Below are 19,327 nucleotides of genomic sequence, written 5' to 3' on the forward strand. Positions count from 1 at the left end.
CTTATTCGTGCGGTGTCGACGCAGTGATTAACGTTTCGCGCGTGGCATCAGCACGCAGCAGGTCAGCGGTAATACGCCCATCCGCCATCACCAAAATGCGGTCGGCCAGCGCCATCACCTCATCCAGTTCCGAGGACGAAAACATCACGGCCAGCCCCTCCTGGGCCATTTTGCCGATCAGTTGATACACATCGGTTTTGGCACCGACATCAATCCCCCGCGTCGGTTCATCCAGCAGCACCACTTCCGGGCCGGTCATCAGTGCCTTGCCCAGCACCACTTTTTGCTGATTACCGCCGCTCAGAGAGGTGATGGGCAGATCGGTATCGCTGACCTTGATCGCCAGGCGTTGCACCATGTCGTTCACCTTTTCGCTCTCCTGCTGCGGACGCAACAGCCCCAGCGCCCGACGAAAGCCGCGCAGACTGAGATCGCTCAAGGTCATATTGGTTTTGATCGACATCATGCCGATCATCCCCTCGCCTTTACGGTCTTCCGGCACCAGCGCGATGCCCTTTTTCAATCGGTACTGAAAATCACGCTTGTCCAGTACTTCGCCGTTCAACACCACGCGGCCGCTCTGGCAGCCCATCAGTCCTATCAGACCTTTAAACAGCTCGGTACGCCCGGCGCCCAGCAGGCCATAAATGCCCACCACTTCACCTTTCCGCAGTGAGAACGTCACATCGTTCAGCTTGTAGCCACCATCCTGACGCAGCGCGGTGAGTCCGCTGACGTCCAGCACCACCTCTCCCTGCGTTGCGGCGGCATAGTCGAACTGCTTTTTCTTATCGCCTACCATCTGGGCGATGATCCACGGCACGCTGGCATCGCGCACATCACGTTCGCTGATAAAACGCCCGTCACGGAAGATGGTGATGTGATCGCCGATCTCCATCAGCTCTTCCAGACGGTGCGAGATATAGATAATGGTGACGCCACGCCGCTTCAGCGCCGCAATCACGTTAAACAGGACTTTGACTTCCGACTGGCTGAGCGCCGAGGTCGGTTCATCCATAATCAGTACCCGGGTGTCTTTCGACAGTGCACGCGCAATTTCCACCAGCTGCTGGTGACCGATGCCCAGCTCACCGAGCGGCGCATAAGGGTCCACATCCAGCTCCAGCCGTTCCAGCAGGGCTTTCGCCAGCTGGTACTGATATTTTTCGTTAATCCGGCCGCGCTGGAAAAACTCATTACCGATAAAGATGTTGTCCATCACATTCATATTCGGGAACAGATTCAGTTCCTGAAAAATGATACTGATCCCGTGCTTCTCAGCCTGCTGGGTCGAGTGCAGCGACACGGGTTCTCCGTCGAGAAAAATCTGCCCGGAGGACGGCACCTCCACTCCGGCCAGCATTTTCATCATGGTGGATTTACCGGCACCGTTCTCACCGATTAATACGTTGACCTTGTTGCGATACACGCGGTAGTTCACCTGGTCCAGCGCGGTCACGCCAGGATAGATACGCGACACATCACGCGTTTCAATCACCACTTCAGGCAGCTGATCCGGCGATAACAGCGGGTCGATTTGATATTCAGCCATCATGAGCCCTCTACTTGCGTACCACGTGAGCCGGGGTGACATCCGGTGGTGTTTGCGGCACATCCCAACTGCTGAAGACCCCATCAACCTCAACGCTTTCACCGACTTTCGGTTGCAGCTTTTTCACCTCATCTGACGCCAGGTTATTGATCGCCTTACCATAATCACCAAACAGCACCTGATCGTTGAAGTCCTGATAGCTGACCCCCTTATAAGCGTCGCGCAGCGCGGTACCGCGAATAATCGGGCCAATCTGCACCACGACCTGCTGTCCGCTGACGTCTTTAATGGTCATTTTTCCACTGCGTGAGGTGGTATTCACCTCAGTAACCGTGCCCTGAATTTTGATGCTGAACACACACGGGTTCTCATCCTGACTGCGGTATCCCCACTGTTTACAGGCCGCATCAAAATCTTTTGCTGTGGCCAGCGACTTCATCAGTTCGTCGAGCGGTTTTGCCTCGCTGACAATTTGTGGCACGATTTTTTGCTGATACGTGGCGGTGACATTTGCCATCGCGGGGTTGGGCGGATTTTTTAAATCGGCCAGCTCCTGCTGTGACACAATACGGCAGCCCCCGAGGGCTAAAGTGGCCATTGCCAGCCAGACTCGCCTGGACATAATTCTCTCCTTTGCGCCCCCACAGGGGGCGCAGTCACATCTTATGAAGCGTTAACTCAGGATTTGAAATTGAAGTCCTGCACTTTGTCTGCGTTGTCCTGGTTGATCAGGATGCCGCGGAACATCACGCGCTGTTTCTCGGGTTTGGTGCCTTTCTGCAGGAAATTGTCGATATCGGTGACGCCCTGCGCGGCGATCGCCTGCGCCTGCAACATCACGGTGGCTTTCAGCGTGCCGGCTTTGACCGCATCACGTTCGTCGTTGCTGCCATCAATACCCACCACAATCACATCACTACGACCGGCCGCTTTCAGGGCAGCAATGGCCCCCAGCGCCACCGGACCGTTACCACAGATCACCCCTTTTACATCCGGGTGCGCCTGGAGAATGCTGTCCATAATGCGCTTACCGTCGATCAGGGTGCCTTTCGCATCCTGCTTCGCCACACTTTTCATATCCGGGTACTGATCCAGTACCTGGTGGAAGGATTTCGAACGGGTGACGCAGTTGTTGTCGGCCAGGTTACAGGTCAGTTCGGCATAGGTGCCTTTCTCGCCCATCTTCTCAACGAAAACGTTCGCCACATCGGAACCCGCCTGGAAGTTGTTGTGGGTGATCTGCTCCAGCGCGACGTCATCAACCGGGATTTCACGGTTAATCAACACCACAGGAATACCGGCATCTTTGGCTTTTTTGATGGCGGCAACGCTGGCGGTGGAGTCAGCGTTATCGAGGATAATGCCCTGCACTTTTTTACCGATGGCGGCATCAATCAGTTCGCTTTGTTTTTTCACATCTTCACCGTGGGACAGCACGGTGGTTTTGTAACCCAGTTCCTGTGCCTTCAGGTTGGCCCCTTTGGCCTCAGAGGCGTAGTACGGGTTATCCAGCGAGTTAACGAGGATCATGATGGTGCCTTTCTCTGCGGCAGTAACGGCATGAGAGAAGGAGCAGGCGGTCGCTAGAGCTAACAGAGTTAAACGCATTTTCATTTTGATGTTCTCTTATGTTGTTATGTGTAGGTACAGCTTTTTAACCTTGGTATCGGATGCCGCAGTTGCGTTTACTTACCGCCTTGCTGCAACGACCGACAGTCGGGATAACATCTCGAATTCTCTGGTGTTGGCGCAGTAATCGGTATTACCAAATAGTGAAACCACCATCGATCATCAGGTCTGCGCCTGTGATCATGTCGCTACCGTTGCTGGCAAAAAACAGCACGGCGGCGGCAATTTCGTCCGTGTAGGCAAAACGTCCCATTGGGATCAGTTGCTTCATCGCCTCCCCTTTCTCCCCACGCCAGGCTTTCTCGCCCATTGGCGTCAGCACCACGGTAGGCGACAGGGTATTCACGTTAATTTTGTGGGGCGCAAACTCTTTCGCCATCACTTTGGTCATCCCCAACAGCCCGGCTTTCGCCGAGGTATAGGCCACATGGTTATCGATGGCGATGGATGCCGCCTGCGAGGCAATATTGATGATCTTTCCGCCTTTACCCGCTTTCACCATGCGTTTTGCCACCGCCTGAGAACAGAGGAATGGCCCGGTCAGATTGACTGCCACCTGCTTCTGCCACTCGGCAAATTCCGTTTCCAGTACCGGCTGCAACATCACGTAGCCCGCACAGTTCACCAGAATATCGATCTGGCCATAGTGCGCTTCAACCTGTGCTATTGCCTGCTCCACAGAGTCCGGGTCAGTGACATCGCACTGAACAAACTGGACGCTATCGGCTGCGAACTGCCCGGCAACATCCGCCACTTTGCTCTGTTCAAACGCCGGATAGAGCAGTGCCAGCTTCGCGCCTTTCTCCAGCAGCATCTGATTGCTGGCCATCGCAATCCCCCCCAGCCCCCCGGTGACCACGGCCACCTTGCCACTGAGATCCCCGTTAATATCTACGCCGTAGCGCAGATTGACGTCATATTCGTTACTCATTTCCAGACTCTCCTTAAGCGGCAACAAGATTTTCTAACGTGGCGCGCAGGCCTTCAGCATCGATGCGGAACTGGCGACGCAGGGCAACACGACTGCTGCTATGGGTAAATTCATACGGCGGGATACCCAGCGGAATAAAGTGCTGGCGCAGGCTGTGCTGATGCAGCAGCTCACCGATAATGCTGCTCAGACCGCCACTCAACACATGTTCTTCCATGGTGATCACCTGACGGTGTGCGGTAATCAGCTTGATGACCGCCGCTTCGTCCAGCGGCCACAGAGAAGGCAGTGAGACGATGGTGATGCTGTCATCTTTAGCGGCCAGGGCTTCATGAGCCAGCGTTCCCAGACAGAACACCACGGTGTCTTTACCCTGCTGTAACACCTCTGGTTTACCCGGCACAAACTGGTAATCGGCATCATGCAGCAGCGGCACTTTATCGCTGTCCATACGGATATAAACCGGCCCTTTATGGCTGATGGCATGGCGGGCAATCGCGCTGGCCTGAATGGCATCTGCTGGCGCGAAAATTTGCAGGTTGCCCATCGAACGGGCGATAGCAATGTCGTTAGTACAGTGGTGCGTGGCACCCAACGGACCGTAAGCAAAACCGGCATTCAGGCCGAGCATCTTGACGTTAGTTTCTGAGTAACAAACATCATTTTTCAATTGCTCATTCGAGCGGGCAAACAGAAACGGTGCAGCGTTAGCGGTGAATACCGTACGGCCACTCAGTGCCACTCCCGCCGCCATTCCCACCATATTCTGTTCAGCGATACCCACGTTGATGACCCGATCCGGGAAGGCTTTTTCAAACGGGGCAATTTTTGATGTTGAGGTGGAGTCGGCCACCATGACACTGAGGTCTGCTCCCTCATTCTGGGCTTCCACCAGCGTGGCAATCACGGCGTCACGTAAGTCTTGCATGGTTAATCCTCCAGCTCGGCCAGCCCAAGGGCCAGTTGCTCATCATTAGGTACGGCGTGATGCCAGGCCGGGACGTTGGCCATAAACGAGATACCGTGCCCTTTTTCGGTATTGGCTAAAATAACGCGGGGTTTACCGATGCCGGGTTGGTTAGCGGCGGCGGCAATGGCGGCAGGATCGTGCCCGTTGCACTCCAGCACTTCGAAACCGAATGCCAGCCATTTGTCGGCCAGCGGCTCCAGCGGCATGATATCTTCGGTTTTCCCGGCCAGTTGCAAACGGTTACGGTCAACAATCGCCACCAGGTTTTCCAGTTTGAATTTACTGGCCGACATCGCCGCTTCCCAGTTAGAACCTTCCGCCAGTTCACCATCTCCGAGCAGGACAAAAGCACGACGGTCAGCACGACCAGAGAGTTTGTTGCCCAGCGCCAGACCCACACCAATCGATAACCCGTGGCCTAAACCACCCGAGTTAATTTCCACCAGCTCTGGCAGCTTCTGATGGATGGGATGGCCCGCCAGCAGCGTATCGTCCCCCATAAACTGGTCGAGGATCGCCGGGTCAATCAGGCCCATAGCAGCCGCGCTGCAATACAACCCGCCTGCCCCGTGACCTTTGGAGAGGATGAAACGGTCCTGATCGGGACGCGGACGGCTGCGATCCATCACCGCCATAAATAAGGTACAGATGATATCCACCTCAGAGAGGTCGGCACCGGTATGACCTTTGCCTGCCCGATGATTCATTTGCAGTACATAGCGCCGGGCCTGACGCGCAGTCTGTTTGATTGCCTGAAAGTCCATCATTACCTCTTCATCTATGACGCCGCGGGCCGGATAGCGTGTTGATATGACAGTCAACAGCGGCAATTTCGTTTTCGAATAAAAATATACGCTATCGTTTGTAATCATATTGTGGGGTGGATCATATTTCAAACAAAAGCCAAAAATAACATTAATGCATTATAAAACAGCAATGTAGCGAGAATTCGCGGCGAGTATTGCGATGAAGACAATGTTAAATATCAGTTAAATCAATTGAATGGCCATTTTTGACTTTCATTCGAAAATTGAAAGTCACTTTTGCAGATCTCGCAATTGATGCGGACGAGGGTTACTATTTATCGCAACAGCCCGGCTGACGGGGCAGGCAACCCGCATTCAGGCAAAGGGAGTGATTGACTTGAAAAGCAAAAATGAACAACTGGCTGATATGCAGCAACGGCGGGAAAAGATCCTGGAGATGATCCGTGAGGATGGCACCGTCACGGTAAAAATGCTGACGGAGACTTTCGGACTGACCGAAGCCACTATCCGTACCGACCTGCGTATGCTGCAAAAAGAGGGGTATGTGCAGCGTTATCACGGCGGTGCAACATTGATTACAGGTAAGCAAAATACCGGCGCATTGCTGCTGGAACGGCAAACCCATCTCGACGCAAAAGACGCCATTGGGCGTCTGGCGGCACAGCATATCGAAAACGGCGATACGGTCATTTTCGATTCGGGCACCACGACGACGGCGATCGCCAATCATATGAATCACATCCGGCGCCTGTCGGTGGTGACCAACGCCGTGAATATTGCCCTGAAGCTGGGCGGTGAGCCGGGGATTAATATCCTGCTGACCGGCGGCACCTTTAAGTTCCCCACCCTGTCGACGTCAGGTGAAAAGGCCGCCAGTTTTTTTGAAAACGTGCTGGCGGAGAAGCTGTTTCTCGCCACGGCCTGCATTTCTCCCCGCCTCGGTCTGAGTTTTCCCAGCGAGACGGATATCAAGGTGAAAAGCGCCATGATCCACTCTGCGAACACCGTTTACGTGGTGGCTGACTCCAGTAAAATCGACAAGGTGTCGATGTTTGCGTTGCCCTGCGAATGGAGCAAAATCCAGTATCTGATCACCGACAGCGGCATTACTCAGGCGTCTATTGACGCCTTTGAAGCACTGGGGGTGAAGGTGCTGGTGGCGCCCTGATCGGCGTCAGTTCGGTATAAACGCACCACGTCACCGACAATCAACAGGCCCGGTGACTGTGGCTGCCGTTCCGCTACCGTCTGCGCCAGCCGGTCAAGGCGGGTAATGTGGGTGCGCTGATCGTGACGTGTGCCCCGCTCGATAATCGCTACCGGCGTATGCGCATCGCGTCCGTGCCGGATCATCTGCTCGCTTAATGCCTCACACCATGTTAATCCCATATAAAACACCAGCGTCTGGCGGGCATCACGTAAACTTTCCCAGTCAAGCTGGGGTTTGCCGTCACGTCCATGACCGGTGATAAAGCGCACCGACTGGGCCATGTCGCGGTGCGTCAGCGGGATGCCAGTGGCGGCCGCACAGCCGGTAGCGGCGGTAATGCCGGGCACAATATGGCAGGTCACTCCCGCCTGTTGCAGCCACTGCATCTCTTCCCCTCCCCGGCCGAAAATAAAGGGATCGCCGCCTTTAAGACGGATCACCTGCCGCCCGGCACGGGCCAGATCCACCAGCAATTGGTTGATCTGTGACTGCTTCATGCCATGAAAACCCGGCGTTTTTCCCACGTCAATATTCAGTGCCGTTGGGGGGATCAGTGCCAGAATATCCGGCCCGACCAGCCGATCGCAGACCACCACCTCAGCCTTTTCGATAAGACGCAGCGCGCGCACCGTCAACAGGTCCACGGCTCCCGGCCCGGCCCCCACCAGCCAGACATCTCCCTGCTGGCCGGGGGGGAAGCCCCCGGCCAGCAAACGATCAAGAGCAGGTATTTTTACAGTCATTTTCGGCCTCATACTGTCAGGGCGGTGTCGCCCGGAGTCTGAACCAGCGGCGTGCTGGCAACCCAGACCAGCCCCTGTTCAATTTTCACTGGCCAGCAGCGCTGGTAAAGCGCCGGGTTGTCCAGGCTCTGTCCGTCTTTCAGTCGGAATCGCTGTTTGTATAACGGCGAAATCACCAGCGGTTCACCCTGACTGTCGCCCAAAAGCCCGCGCGACAGCACATTGGCTTCCGTTCCTGGTTCATGGTCATCCAGTGCGTAAACCGTATCATCAAGCCGGAACAGGGCTATCGCCTGTGAGCCGAGGTGCGCGCCGATCCCGGCCTGCGGGGGGATCTCCTTAAGGGTGCAGACCTTATTCCACAGCGATGTGGGCTGCACGTCATTTACCGAGCGACGGAACAGCGCCAGACGATCGGGGCTGGCCAGCGTGGTCTGCCATTCACACTGATAGCGGTCAACGACGCGCTGCATCTCCTGCTCCAGTTCGGCAGCAATCCCGAGCACATCATCCATCACCACCTGACGCAGATACTCCAGCCCCCCTTCAAGGTTATCCATCCATACGCTGGTTCGTTGCAGACGATCGGCAGTACGGATATAGAACATCAGCAGACGGTCGACATAGCGCACCAGTGTTTCTGCATCCAGGTCGCTGGCAAACAGGTCGGCATGACGCGGCTTCATCCCGCCATTGCCGCAGACGTACAGATTCCAGCCTTTGTCGGTGGCAATCACGCCAATGTCCTTACTCTGGGCCTCTGCGCATTCGCGCGTGCACCCCGATACGGCCATTTTAAACTTATGGGGGGTTCGCAGCCCCTTGTAACGGTTTTCCAGCCGGGTCGCGAAACTGGTTGAATCCTGCACGCCGTAGCGGCACCAGGTCGATCCGACACAGGACTTCACGGTGCGCAGCGATTTGCCGTACGCATGCCCGGTTTCAAAACCTGCGTCCACCAGCGCCTGCCAGATAACCGGTAACTGCTCCAGCCGGGCACCAAACAGATCGATACGCTGGCCCCCGGTGACTTTGCAGTACAAATTGTATTTTTGCGCAATTTCACCGATGGCGATCAGCCCCTCTGCGCTGACCTCACCGGCCGGCATCCGGGGTACAACCGAATAAGTCCCGTCCTTCTGGATATTGGCAAAATAACGGTCGTTGGTATCCTGCAGGGGTAACAAAGCGGGCGTCAGCAGATAGTCATTCCAGCAGGAGGCCAGCATCGATCCCACCAGCGGTTTACAGATTTCACAGCCGTTGCCGCGTCCCTGCTTCGCCAGCAACTCTTCAAAGCTTTTGATATTGCCCATGCGAATCAGTGAGTACAGCTCCTGACGTGACCACGGGAAGTGCTCGCAGATATCTTTCTTCACTTCTACGCCCAGATCCGCCAACTGGTACTCCATGACCTGTTTGACCAGCGCGGCACAGCCGCCGCAGCCCGTGGCCGCTTTGGTGCTGGCTTTCAGCGATGCCATATCGCTGCATCCTGCTTTGACCGCGGCGCAGATATCCCCTTTGGTCACGTTATGACAGGAGCAGACCTGCGCGCTGTCCGGCAGAGCCGCCACGCCAAGCGCTTTCGACGGAGCCCCGGCACTCTGCGGCAGGATCAGACTTTCAGGGGCATCAGGCAGCGCCATGCCGTTCAGCATCATTTGTAGCAGCAGGCTGTACTCGCTGCTGTCACCGACCAGCACGCCGCCCAGCAGCGTTTTACCGTCAGCCGAAACGACAATCTTTTTATAGATTTCCCGGGGTTCATTGGTCCAGTAATAGCTCTGGCTGCCCGCCGTTTCTCCGTGAGCATCCCCCATTGATGCCACCTCGACTCCCAGCAGCTTGAGTTTAGTACTCATATCCGCCCCGCTAAATGCCACGGCTTCTCCTGCCAGCGTTGCCGCCAGCACGCGCGCCATCTGATAGCCGGGAGCCACCAGGCCATAGAGATGCCCCTGCCATACAGCACACTCACCGATGGCCCAGACGGCTGGGTCTGACGTCCGGCAGCAATCGTCTATGACCACGCCACCGCGTTCGCCCAGCATCAGGCCTGCCGCAGCGGCCAGGTGATCGCGTGGGCGGATACCGGCCGAAAACAGTATCAGATCGGTCTCAAGGGCACTGCCATCGGCAAAATTCAGCCGCAGCGTGCCATCTTCCTGAGCGTCAATGCTCTGGCTCTGCTTACCGGTATGAACAGCAACCCCCAGTGCTTCGATTTTCCGGCGCAGCATCGCAGCGCCCCCCTCATCCAACTGCACCGCCATCAGCCGCGAGGAAAGCTCGACCACCGCGGTTTCCAGACCCAGTTTTTGCAGTGCATTGGCCGCCTCCAGCCCCAGCAAGCCCCCGCCAATCACCACACCACGCGTCGACCCGGTGGCCTTCGCGGCGAGGGAATCCAGGTCGTCCAGCGTCCGGTAAACAAAACAGGACGCGTGTTCGCTGCCGGGGATCGGTGGCACAAATGGGCTGGAGCCGCTGGCCAGCACGAGCTGGTCGTACGCCTGAACACGACCATCTGCTTCGTGCACCTGCCGCCGCTGGCAATCGATAGAGACCACCTGCCGCCCGGTTCGCAGTTCAATGCCGCTTTGTTCAATAAATCCGGGGGGGACCAGGGAGAGTTCCGCGTGCCCTTTCCCGGCAAAGTATTCCGATAAATGCACGCGGTCATAAGCGACATGGCGCTCTTCGCCATACACGACAATATGGAACTGCTGCTGTAGCTGTCGGCTGACCATCTGCTCAAGGAAGTGCTGGCCGACCATGCCATGCCCAATCACCACCAGCATGGGTTTATCTGCTGCCTCAACCGCTGTATTCACCACGGGTACGTTGCTCTGTTCTTTGCTCATCATTGCCTTGCCCTGAAAAAAACCATAAAAAAAGGCGTCCACCGACATGCGTAATGCATGCGGTTGGACGCCTTTATCCAAAGCACTCGTTGCACCGCCATTGGTGGAACAAATGCATGTTATTTTGTCTTAACAACTGCAAGATAACTTGCAAACACTGTGCCAGAACCGGGTCCGGTACAGCTGTTTATATGCCGCTGTGCGATCAGTACTTTAGCTTTCGACTACGCACGTTAAGCGCGGTTTCCGCCGCCAGGCACGTCGTTGTGCGCTGCGGTGAAGCAAAAGGTGCACAATCTTTGTGCACACGCTTAGTTGTCCTGAGACGCAAATGCAGAAGCCACCGCCAGCAGTGCGCTGGCAATATCCGCCATGCGCTTGTTCTGATTCATCGCCATTTTACTTAGCGCCTGCCAGGCTTGCTCTTCACTGTAGCCGTGGTGCTGCATCAGTAACACTTTGGCGCGGTCGATCTGCTTACGATCCTCAATACTGGCTCGCATGGCGGCCAGCTCATTATCCTGATCCTGAAGCCGCTGTGACTGCTGCTGGATCAGCGCCAGTAATGACCGTCCCAGTTGAGGTGTCAGCCCACCGGGCTCCTGCGTGCCTGACGAAACAGGTGCCCGTCCGTCATTTCCAGCGATGAAGACGCTCCAGGCCGGCTCACGGGCACTTTTTTGCATCTGTTGTTGCAGGTCGATCGGGGTGATATCCCGCTGAGCTTCAGCCGCAGCAATACTCTGGCGGCAGCGCTGCATCAGTGCGCGAGCAAGACAATCTTCCACCGTTTTCAGCCCATCGATCCGCTGGCTCAAAGACTGATGCCAGCGCAGCGCCATTGCCGCGCCCTGCTCATCAGTTCGTGCAGTCGTGCAGGCTATACGCCTTAACCGCTCGATATTATTTTCACTCTGCGCCACCTGCTGCCAGCGTTGCAGGCTCTCTTCGTCTGCGAATCCGGTAAAATGGCTAAAACAGCGCTCCTGGGCATCAATCAACGCTACAATCTGTTGACTGATCGCCGGGGTAAATTGCCCGGAAGCAAACCCTGCCGCGCCGATAGACCGTTCCTGCCCGGCCAGTTCTTTACCCTGCATAAAGCTGAACATGGCAATTAACACGCGCGAAACACCGGGGTCCGAAGCGGTATCCACCATTTCAAACACCAGGTTCAGCAACTGGCGGATAATATGGTTGAACTGCTCCATGACAACGGCCTGGGTCAACTGCAATGTCCGCACCTGCTTCCGCAGCGTGCTCAGCTCCCCCAGTGCCTGCAAGGCGGTGGCAATACGGCTGTAGAGACGGCTGGATGCGGGCCCCTCCTGACTGTCATCCGGCACGGCCGGTAGCAGGAGCATCACCTCTTGCTGGCTGCGAGTGACCCGGCATCCGCACTGCGATAGCTCGTCACTGAACAACTGCCCCTGAGAACAAATCCACAGATTGCTTGCTCCCCGTTCGCGCTGAATCTCATGAATCAACTGACTGACTTCCGTTGTCAGCCTTCCGCTCTGTAAAAGGGAGCGCAGGCTGGCGATTTCCCGCTGCCGTGATGCCAGAAGATACGCCAGCGCAGAAGGATAATGATCTGTCATCGACTTAACTCCGCTAGCATTCAAAAGGTCTGGCTAAGCAATTACCGTGCCGGGATGGCGCGACGAACCTGACTGGCATTTCACTGAAAAAAGGCATAGTGCCTGTTTACTGGAGTGATACGGAATCAATTAGTCATATTTATTCATTCAATTACGTGATAGTCAGCCAGCGTGTGGTTTCTAAGCAACCACCATAGCGCAGAGCGGAATACCGATTATTGACGCTAATCAAATTGCCGTTTTGTCACCTTTCAGGCAAACTCTGTCACGCTTATAGCAGGCCGATAACATGTTCAACAGGCTCCTGCAATGGTTTCCATTCCCAAAAGCGTCAGGTAAACTGACATGAGAATTATCTTTATGTAAACCTGTGAGATTTTTTCCTGGAACGTACAGGGTAATTGACTTTTAATAACACGATATGGCGTCGTTTAATGCCGCCCTGTCGCGTCTGTAAAGAACCCGATTTATAGATGATATTCACGAGGACCAATGTGAAAATTAGCATCGCGTTTACCCTGCTGGCCGTGCTCACTTTAGCGGGATGCAAAGCGCCTCCACCGCCTGTCACTGATGACACCGTCGTCAGCAGCGTTGTTGATGGCGTAACGTTAACGCATCGCTATGCGGTGAAAGCCCCCGCATCCTTCACTCCAGTGAATGAGAATTATCGCGCCCTGTATAATGCGTCTGTCATGACCCGTCCCGACTATAGTGGCAAAGTGGTGCGCTATCTGGAAAACGGTAAGCCGTTCCTGGTGCTGGGTGAAGTGGAGAACCGCTGGTTCGCCATTGCTGACGTTGATGAGCAACAGCTGATTGGCTACGTGCCGCTGAAAGCTGGGGTGAAGAGCGATATGTACGATGCCACACTGCGCAGTGACCGCCCGCGCCCGCGTAAAAACAGCAAGAAAGTGTGCGTCGATGTTGGCGGTAAGAGCAAAGCCTGCCGCAACAATAATACGGCGACCTGGATTCTGGAGTAAGCGCGCCGGATAAGGCCTCACCGTTGCCACGGATGGCAGCAAAAGCGTTTTATTCACTCTACGGTGAAGTTGACCCTATTTGCCTGCTGGCACACAGCCGAGATTAACACATCCTGATGACGTCGGAATTTCCCGTTGACCCAGCCACACCGGTCAGCCCAGACAATCCCCTGGTAACAGCGGCCTCTCCGCTGCTCAATGCCATTGTACAAATTCGTCTGGCGGCCACCCATGACGATCCGGCCGGTTTACGCCATCAGCTGATCGATGAAATACGCCAGTTCGAAACACGCTGCAAACAGACTGGCATGCCGTTTGAAATGATTATTGGTGCCCGCTATACACTTTGCGCGGTGCTGGACGAAGCCGCAGCACAAACCCCCTGGGGCAGCCGTGGCGTCTGGTCCGGCAATGGTTTGCTGGTCACGTTCCATAATGAAAGCTGGGGCGGCGAAAAAGTCTTTCAGCTGCTCGCACGCATTTCCCAGAACCCCACCCAGCATCTCTGGCTACTGGAAGTGATCCATTTCTGTTTACTGCTGGGTTATGAGGGTCGCTATCGCAGCATGGATAACGGCCGCCTGCAACGGGATGCCGTACGTACCCGCCTCGCACAGCTCATCCAGGAAACGCGTGGACAACAGGAACCGCCGCCTCTGCAAACGGTCGTCGCCGCCGGGCAAAATACGCTGTGGCGCCCGCCTGTGCCGCTGTGGGTCTGTATCTCTCTTGCCACATTTGTTGGCTGCCTGATTTTTTCCAGTCTCAACTGGCGTCTGGGCAATGCAGCAGAACCGCTACTGCGGCAGATCTGGCAAACGCCGCTGCCAAAAGTGGTCGCAGGACAGCGCGGTGCAGCTCCGCAGGCCCTGCTCGATTTACGCCTGCGTCTGAGCGATCTGATTGCCGAACGTAAGGTTGATGTCACCGACAGCGCCAACGGCAGTAAAGTCATCCTGCCGGCCGATCGCTTATTCGCGCCATCCACGACGGTGCTGTCTCCTGAAGGTCGTGCGCTGATTGCCCGCGTGGCCACCGCGATGGAGTCCGCCAAAGGGACCATTCTGGTCAGCGTCTATACGGATGACGAGCGGATACTGTCCAGCCGTTTTCCCTCAAACTATGAATACTCTGCCACCCAGGCGCGCGCCATCAGCAGCATGATGGCGCAGTTGATCGCCCAGCCAGGCATCAACGTGCGCGCACAGGGCCGGGGTGATAGCGGTGCACTGTTACCGAACGACAGTAGCGAAAATCGCGCGCAGAACCGCCGCGTTGAAATCACCCTGTTCGCTGCCCCTGAGTCAGACGACAGCCACACTCCGGGGAAAAATTAATGCTGAAGACTTTCTTTTCACTGCTCTCCAGCCGCCTGTTATGGGGGCTGGTCGGTGTTACCGCGCTGTCTGCCCTGATCTGGATGGTGGGACCGCTGCTGCCTTTTACCCGTTTCCAGTCGCTGGACAGCCCATTAAATCGCCAGCTGTTAATCGGTCTGTGCTACTTTTTGTGGATACTCTTTCAGCTTATCCCTCAGCTTTACCGCGCCTGGTTCAACAGCAAGTTGCTGACCCGCCTGCAACTCAGCAATATCGACCACGCGGAATTACAGGCTACGGGTGAAATGCTCAATAACCGCTTCAGTGAAGCGGCGATGCTGTTAAAGAAAACCCAGTTTGGCAAACGTAAAGGCTGGCTACAGCGTTTCAGCGCGCAGTATCTCTATCAGCTTCCCTGGTATCTGATCGTCGGTGCGCCTGGTGCCGGTAAAACCACGGCACTGATTAATTCCGGCCTCGACTTCCCGCTCAGTGATGCGATGGGGAAAAGCGCGCTGCGCGGTATCGGCGGCACCCGCCACTGCGACTGGTGGTTTACCGGCGAGGCCGTACTGCTGGATACTGCCGGGCGTTATACCCTGCAAGAGAACCAGCGCGCACGCGATGCCAGCGAATGGCAAACCTTTATCACCCTGTTAAAGCGCTATCGCCCGCGCCAGCCCATCAATGGCGTGATCATGACCATCAGCGTGGCGGAGCTGTTGAGCGACTCAGCAGAGGCACGCCATGCGCAGGCCACGGCGCTGCGCCAGCGCATGGCAGAATTACACCAGCAAACTGGTATCCCCTTCCCGGTGTATATCATGGTGACCAAAACCGACCTGCTCAAAGGTTTTATGCGTTACTTCGCCCGGCTGGATAAGCAGCAACGTGAACAGATTTGGGGCTTCACTTTCCCCTGGGAGCCAGGCCTGGGCGATCGCCGACTTCACGCTCAATTTGAACAGCAGTTTCAGTGCCTTTTATCCCGGCTGATGGCCGATCTCAGCGACAAAATGGCACAGGAAAGCGACCTTACCCTGCGTGCTGAATGTTTCCAGTTTCCTCAGGAGTTCAGCGCGCTGCGTCCCCTTCTGGCTGAATATCTGGATATTGTTTTCTCGCCGGAAAACAGCGAAACACCCTGGGCTGCACGCGGTTTGTTCTTTACCAGCGGGACACAAGAAGGCTTGCCGTTTGACCGGGTGATGGGCGAACTGTCACGCAAGCTGCAACTGCCACAACCTCAGGGGCAGTCGATTGCCAGCTGGGACAGTGTGAATCGCAGCGCTCCGATCCCGGCGAATAAGGGACAGAGCTACTTTATTCACGGCCTGCTGCGCGATGTGGTGTTTAAAGAGCGCCGCCTGGCGGGCAGCGATCGCTCCTGGGAACAGCGCAACCGTCTGCTACACCGGGCAGGCTATGCGGTGCTCGGCGTGGCGTTAGTGGCGGCGTCAGCCTTGTGGATCACCAGCTATTATAAGAATCAGCACTATCTGGAACAGGTGTCCACACGCTTACCTGCCGTGACGCGGGAAGCGGTGCAATTGACCGGCAATAATCACGGCAACATCCTGGATCTGCTACCCTTCTTAAACCGTCTGGTGGCATTACCTGAAAGCAGCCAGTTTTCACTGAATGCTCCTCCGCTCAGCCTGCGTGGCGGACTGTACCGGGGGGACCAGATCAGTGAGGCGACCTGGGGCCTGTATCAGGGGGCTTTGAGAGCATTGTTGCTGCCGCGTGTGGCGCAGACCATCGCACAAACCCTACGCAATGATGACGGCAAAGATGCTGAGTTCAGCCGTAATGCCCTGCGCGCTTATCAGATGCTGTACCAGCCGCGCAGCTATGACGGCGAGTTCCTGCGCGGCTGGGTGATGCAGAATCTGCAACGCAGCCTGCCGTCCAGCGTCACGACACAGCAAATCCAGCAGCTGGACTGGCATTTAAGTCAGTTACTGGATCGTCAGATACTAAGTTCGCCTTATATGCGTGATAACGCGCTGATGGTCAGACAACTCACCGCAGCTCACTGAGAAGGTCGTCGTCATGGCAGTAAAAAATGACCTGGGATGGTATGGCAAGCTTCCTACGGCAGGCGACTTTTTACTGCGCCGGATGCCGCAGGTATTGATTGACAGTTGGTCGCACTGGTTTCAGCTTGGGCTGGCGCACTGGCATCACCATCATGACGGAACGACTGACCCGTTCAGCCGCGCGCCGATATGGAATTTCGCGCTGCCCGCCACCTTGGGCGTACAACGCGTGCAGATCGGCTGCATGATGCCGTCGCGCGACAGAGTCGGGCGCGCATGGCCGTTGCTGGTTATTCAGAGCGTGCCGGTAAAAGCCTGGCACCCGGCTCAGCTGTCCATCTCCGGGGAATGGTTCCAGGAGCTGGGCGCCACGATGAATCAGGCCATACAACAGATGCACTCCGCCGACTGGCTGGAACAGGCGCTGCGGGGCATCCCACCGCTGTCGTTACCGGACACCGGGCGCTCCGATATTATGGATGTGATTGGCTATCAGGATCTGCCGTGTACGCTGGCCTGGCGGGAAGTCGCCACGCGCTTTGACCCCTTACAGTACACCAGTTACTGGTGGACTAATCAGAGCGATGGCTATCCGCTTGCCAGCCATAAGCACAGCGGTAATTTGACCGCTCAGCTGTTTTCGCAGTTATTTCATCCGGCAGCCGGATCGCTGTCGGGCCGTCACGGACTCTATCCGCCGATGTTTGAATAGAGTGATCAGGCCTTCGTGCCTCATTGCAGGAAAAACGCATGCGATTGACCATTTTGCAGAATCAGGCCGATGTTCCGGTAACCGCCTGTGATTTTTTGCCACCAGGCGGCACGATTGGCCGCAGCGTTGATAACGATCTGGTGCTGCCCGACCCTGACCGGGCAATCTCTCGTTTACAGGCGCTGGTGCATGTGGCGGCAAACGGCGACTGCCGTCTGACCAACCAGGGCAGTGTGATCGCGGTGATCCACAACGGCAGCGAACTGATGCGCGGCAGCCAGGTGATGCTTGATCACGGCGATACCTTAGCCATTGGCCCTTATCAGATTGATGTCAGCGACCCGCAGCGCGTTACGGTCCCCACAGAGCAACATATTGATCCGCTGTCGCTGTTTGCTGACGATGATGGCAGCAATGACGATCCCTTAAGAATGCAGCACACCGCTGATGACCTTATCGTGCCGCAGATGGAAAGCCTCACTGCCGAGGCGCTTGGGCTGCGATCGGCGCGCCAGACGGTGGCCCGACTGGGCATCGATCCGGTCAGTCACGATGCGCCCGCTGGCGCTCATGACAGCAGTGCTGAGGGCTCGCGTGAACAGCGTCTGCTGGCCGCCCTGCTGGACGGTATGGGGCTGGATACCACGCTGGAGAAAACCCCACTAACTGAAGACCAGATGCGTACCACCGGGCGTATGCTGAGCCTGTTCTCACAGGGAACGGTTGCGTTGCTCTCGTCACGCTCGATCCTCAAGCGCGGGGTTAAGGCAGAGATGACCATGATCCTTAATGAGGCGAATAATCCCTTTAAGATCCTCCCCTCCGGTAAAACCGTATTGATGCAGATTTACCAGAGCCAGATGCCAGGCTTTATGCCACCGGAGCAGGCAGTACGCGATGCGCTGGTCGATTTACAGGCCCACCAGTTGGGGATGATCGCCGGTATTCGCGCCATTATTGCCGCAATGTTGCAATCCTTTAATCCGCAGCGGCTGGAAGATTTGGCCCGTCGCGATGGCGTGGTGCCACGTCTGGCGCTGAGCAGCACGAAGAAAGCGGCACTTTGGGACTATTTTATGCGCCACTATCAGCAGACCGCGGGGGAAATTGAGGATGACTTCCACACCCTGTTTGGTGAAGCATTCCTGCACGCTTACGATGTGGAAGTTAATCAATATAAAGATTCGCAAACTCCCCCGGAAGATGCATGAATATCAATTATTTTGCCACCAGCCAGATCGGCCAGCGTGAAAGCAATCAAGACACCACTGGCGCCCTGCTGGGGCAACACAGTGCCTGCTTTATGGTCTGCGATGGTGTGGCAGGAAGTGCGGGTGGCGAACTGGCCGCGCAGATTGCCCGCGATACCCTGCTTGGTCAGCTGGACGGCGAAGCGCCCCTGCACCCCGAGCATACGGCTACGCTGATAGACAATACCGAGCAAGCTATTCGCCATGTGCAGGAGATTAATCCGAAATTTCACCAGATGAGCACCACGCTGGCTGCGCTGTTTATTAACCGTGATGCCCTGCACGCCTGGTGGGTACATGCCGGGGACAGCAGGGTCTATCTCTTCCGTCGCGGGGTCGTCCATAGCGTCACCCGCGACCACAGTCTGGTACAGCAGTTGCAGGATGCAGGTTACGAAAATACGGGAATTAACAGTAATTTACTGTATAACGCCCTGGGTGCTGATACCGCGAGCCCGCATGGTTACAGCGAAGTGATGGCGCTGGAAGATGGTGACGCATTTTTAATTTGCACGGATGGTTTCTGGAGTAACCTGACGCCCGCCGAGATGGAGCAGGCGCTTCGGATGGTTAATTCCCCTGCCGAGTGGCTGGCGCTGATGCAAAAAGCCATCGACCGTAGCGCAAAAACAGATAATCTGAGCGCCGTGGCGGTATGGGTGGGTTCACCTCAAGAGACCACATTACTCTTTTCCATGGCGGATTCTGCCCGTTTTCTCCCGCCACGCGATTAACACCAAGGAATGCT

General features: G+C 56.1%; 15 protein-coding genes and 1 pseudogene. 7 read left to right on the forward strand and 9 right to left on the reverse strand.

The features are described 5' to 3' along the window. Nucleotide 1: 1 nt before the first annotated feature. From FY046_RS14130 to FY046_RS14155, 6 genes are all read right to left on the reverse strand, one after another. Nucleotides 2–1,552 carry a sugar ABC transporter ATP-binding protein gene (locus FY046_RS14130; protein ID WP_374760127.1) on the reverse strand — a complete coding sequence of 517 codons (1,551 nt, stop codon included), beginning with the start codon at nucleotides 1,550–1,552 and terminating at the stop codon, nucleotides 2–4. A 10-nt stretch (nucleotides 1,553–1,562) separates the two neighbouring features. Continuing rightward, entirely contained in the window at nucleotides 1,563–2,174 is a 612-nt protein-coding gene (locus tag FY046_RS14135) for a DUF2291 family protein (RefSeq protein WP_133845367.1), read from the reverse strand. A gap of 56 nt (nucleotides 2,175–2,230) precedes the next feature. After that, on the reverse strand, nucleotides 2,231–3,166 hold the full coding sequence (locus FY046_RS14140; RefSeq protein WP_133845369.1) for a D-ribose ABC transporter substrate-binding protein: 936 nt from the start codon (nucleotides 3,164–3,166) through the stop codon (nucleotides 2,231–2,233). Nucleotides 3,167–3,314: 148 nt separating this feature from the next. Then, entirely contained in the window at nucleotides 3,315–4,112 is a 798-nt protein-coding gene (locus tag FY046_RS14145) for a GolD/DthD family dehydrogenase (RefSeq protein ID WP_133845370.1), read from the reverse strand. A 13-nt stretch (nucleotides 4,113–4,125) separates the two neighbouring features. After that, nucleotides 4,126–5,040 (reverse strand): transketolase family protein, encoded by a 915-nt coding sequence (locus FY046_RS14150; RefSeq protein ID WP_446186184.1) that lies wholly within the window; start codon nucleotides 5,038–5,040, stop codon nucleotides 4,126–4,128. 2 nt (nucleotides 5,041–5,042) lie between these two features. After that, nucleotides 5,043–5,846, reverse strand: a complete 804-nt coding sequence (locus FY046_RS14155) for a transketolase (RefSeq protein WP_133845475.1) — start codon at nucleotides 5,844–5,846, stop codon at nucleotides 5,043–5,045. A gap of 379 nt (nucleotides 5,847–6,225) precedes the next feature. Here FY046_RS14155 and FY046_RS14160 point away from each other — a divergent pair, with 379 nt between their 5' ends. Continuing rightward, nucleotides 6,226–7,017: a DeoR/GlpR family DNA-binding transcription regulator gene (locus FY046_RS14160; protein ID WP_159337233.1), complete on the forward strand. Its 792-nt coding sequence runs from the start codon at nucleotides 6,226–6,228 to the stop codon at nucleotides 7,015–7,017. On the opposite strand, the gene cobA is transcribed toward FY046_RS14160, so the two are convergent. The 3 genes and pseudogenes from cobA to FY046_RS14175 form a co-directional block, all read right to left on the reverse strand. After that, a complete protein-coding gene (gene cobA, locus FY046_RS14165) occupies nucleotides 6,960–7,802 on the reverse strand; it encodes a uroporphyrinogen-III C-methyltransferase (protein ID WP_159337234.1) in 843 nt (280 codons plus the stop codon). The two genes, FY046_RS14160 and cobA, sit on opposite strands and share 58 nt — an antisense overlap. 8 nt (nucleotides 7,803–7,810) lie before the next feature. Continuing rightward, nucleotides 7,811–10,621 (reverse strand): annotated as a pseudogene (gene nirB / locus FY046_RS14170) (nitrite reductase large subunit NirB); the annotation flags it as partial. 359 nt (nucleotides 10,622–10,980) lie between these two features. Continuing rightward, nucleotides 10,981–12,270, reverse strand: a complete 1,290-nt coding sequence (locus FY046_RS14175) for a nitrate- and nitrite sensing domain-containing protein (RefSeq protein ID WP_446186185.1) — start codon at nucleotides 12,268–12,270, stop codon at nucleotides 10,981–10,983. 473 nt (nucleotides 12,271–12,743) lie between these two features. Here FY046_RS14175 and FY046_RS14180 point away from each other — a divergent pair, with 473 nt between their 5' ends. The 6 genes from FY046_RS14180 (at nucleotide 12,744) to FY046_RS14205 (ending at nucleotide 19,313) form a co-directional block, all read left to right on the forward strand. Next, a complete protein-coding gene (locus FY046_RS14180) occupies nucleotides 12,744–13,256 on the forward strand; it encodes an SH3 domain-containing protein (protein ID WP_133845380.1) in 513 nt (170 codons plus the stop codon). 116 nt (nucleotides 13,257–13,372) lie between these two features. Next, nucleotides 13,373–14,593 carry a type IVB secretion system protein IcmH/DotU gene (icmH, locus tag FY046_RS14185; protein WP_159337235.1) on the forward strand — a complete coding sequence of 407 codons (1,221 nt, stop codon included), beginning with the start codon at nucleotides 13,373–13,375 and terminating at the stop codon, nucleotides 14,591–14,593. Further along, the gene (gene tssM, locus FY046_RS14190; protein WP_133845384.1) at nucleotides 14,593–16,617 is read left to right on the forward strand and encodes a type VI secretion system membrane subunit TssM; all 2,025 of its coding nucleotides are present in this window, start codon (nucleotides 14,593–14,595) and stop codon (nucleotides 16,615–16,617) included. The genes icmH and tssM overlap by 1 nt, the downstream gene beginning before the upstream one ends. Before the next feature lie 13 nt (nucleotides 16,618–16,630). Further along, complete coding sequence (gene tagF, locus FY046_RS14195) at nucleotides 16,631–17,329, forward strand: type VI secretion system-associated protein TagF (protein ID WP_133845386.1); 699 nt, start codon at nucleotides 16,631–16,633, stop codon at nucleotides 17,327–17,329. Between the two features lie 38 nt (nucleotides 17,330–17,367). Beyond that, nucleotides 17,368–18,540, forward strand: coding sequence for a type VI secretion system-associated FHA domain protein TagH (tagH, locus tag FY046_RS14200; protein WP_133845388.1), 1,173 nt, complete (start codon nucleotides 17,368–17,370; stop codon nucleotides 18,538–18,540). Next, nucleotides 18,537–19,313 carry a PP2C family protein-serine/threonine phosphatase gene (locus tag FY046_RS14205; protein WP_159337238.1) on the forward strand — a complete coding sequence of 259 codons (777 nt, stop codon included), beginning with the start codon at nucleotides 18,537–18,539 and terminating at the stop codon, nucleotides 19,311–19,313. The genes tagH and FY046_RS14205 overlap by 4 nt, the downstream gene beginning before the upstream one ends. The last annotated feature ends 14 nt before the right edge of the window (nucleotides 19,314–19,327 follow it).

Source organism: Erwinia sp. 1181_3 (assembly GCF_052824965.1).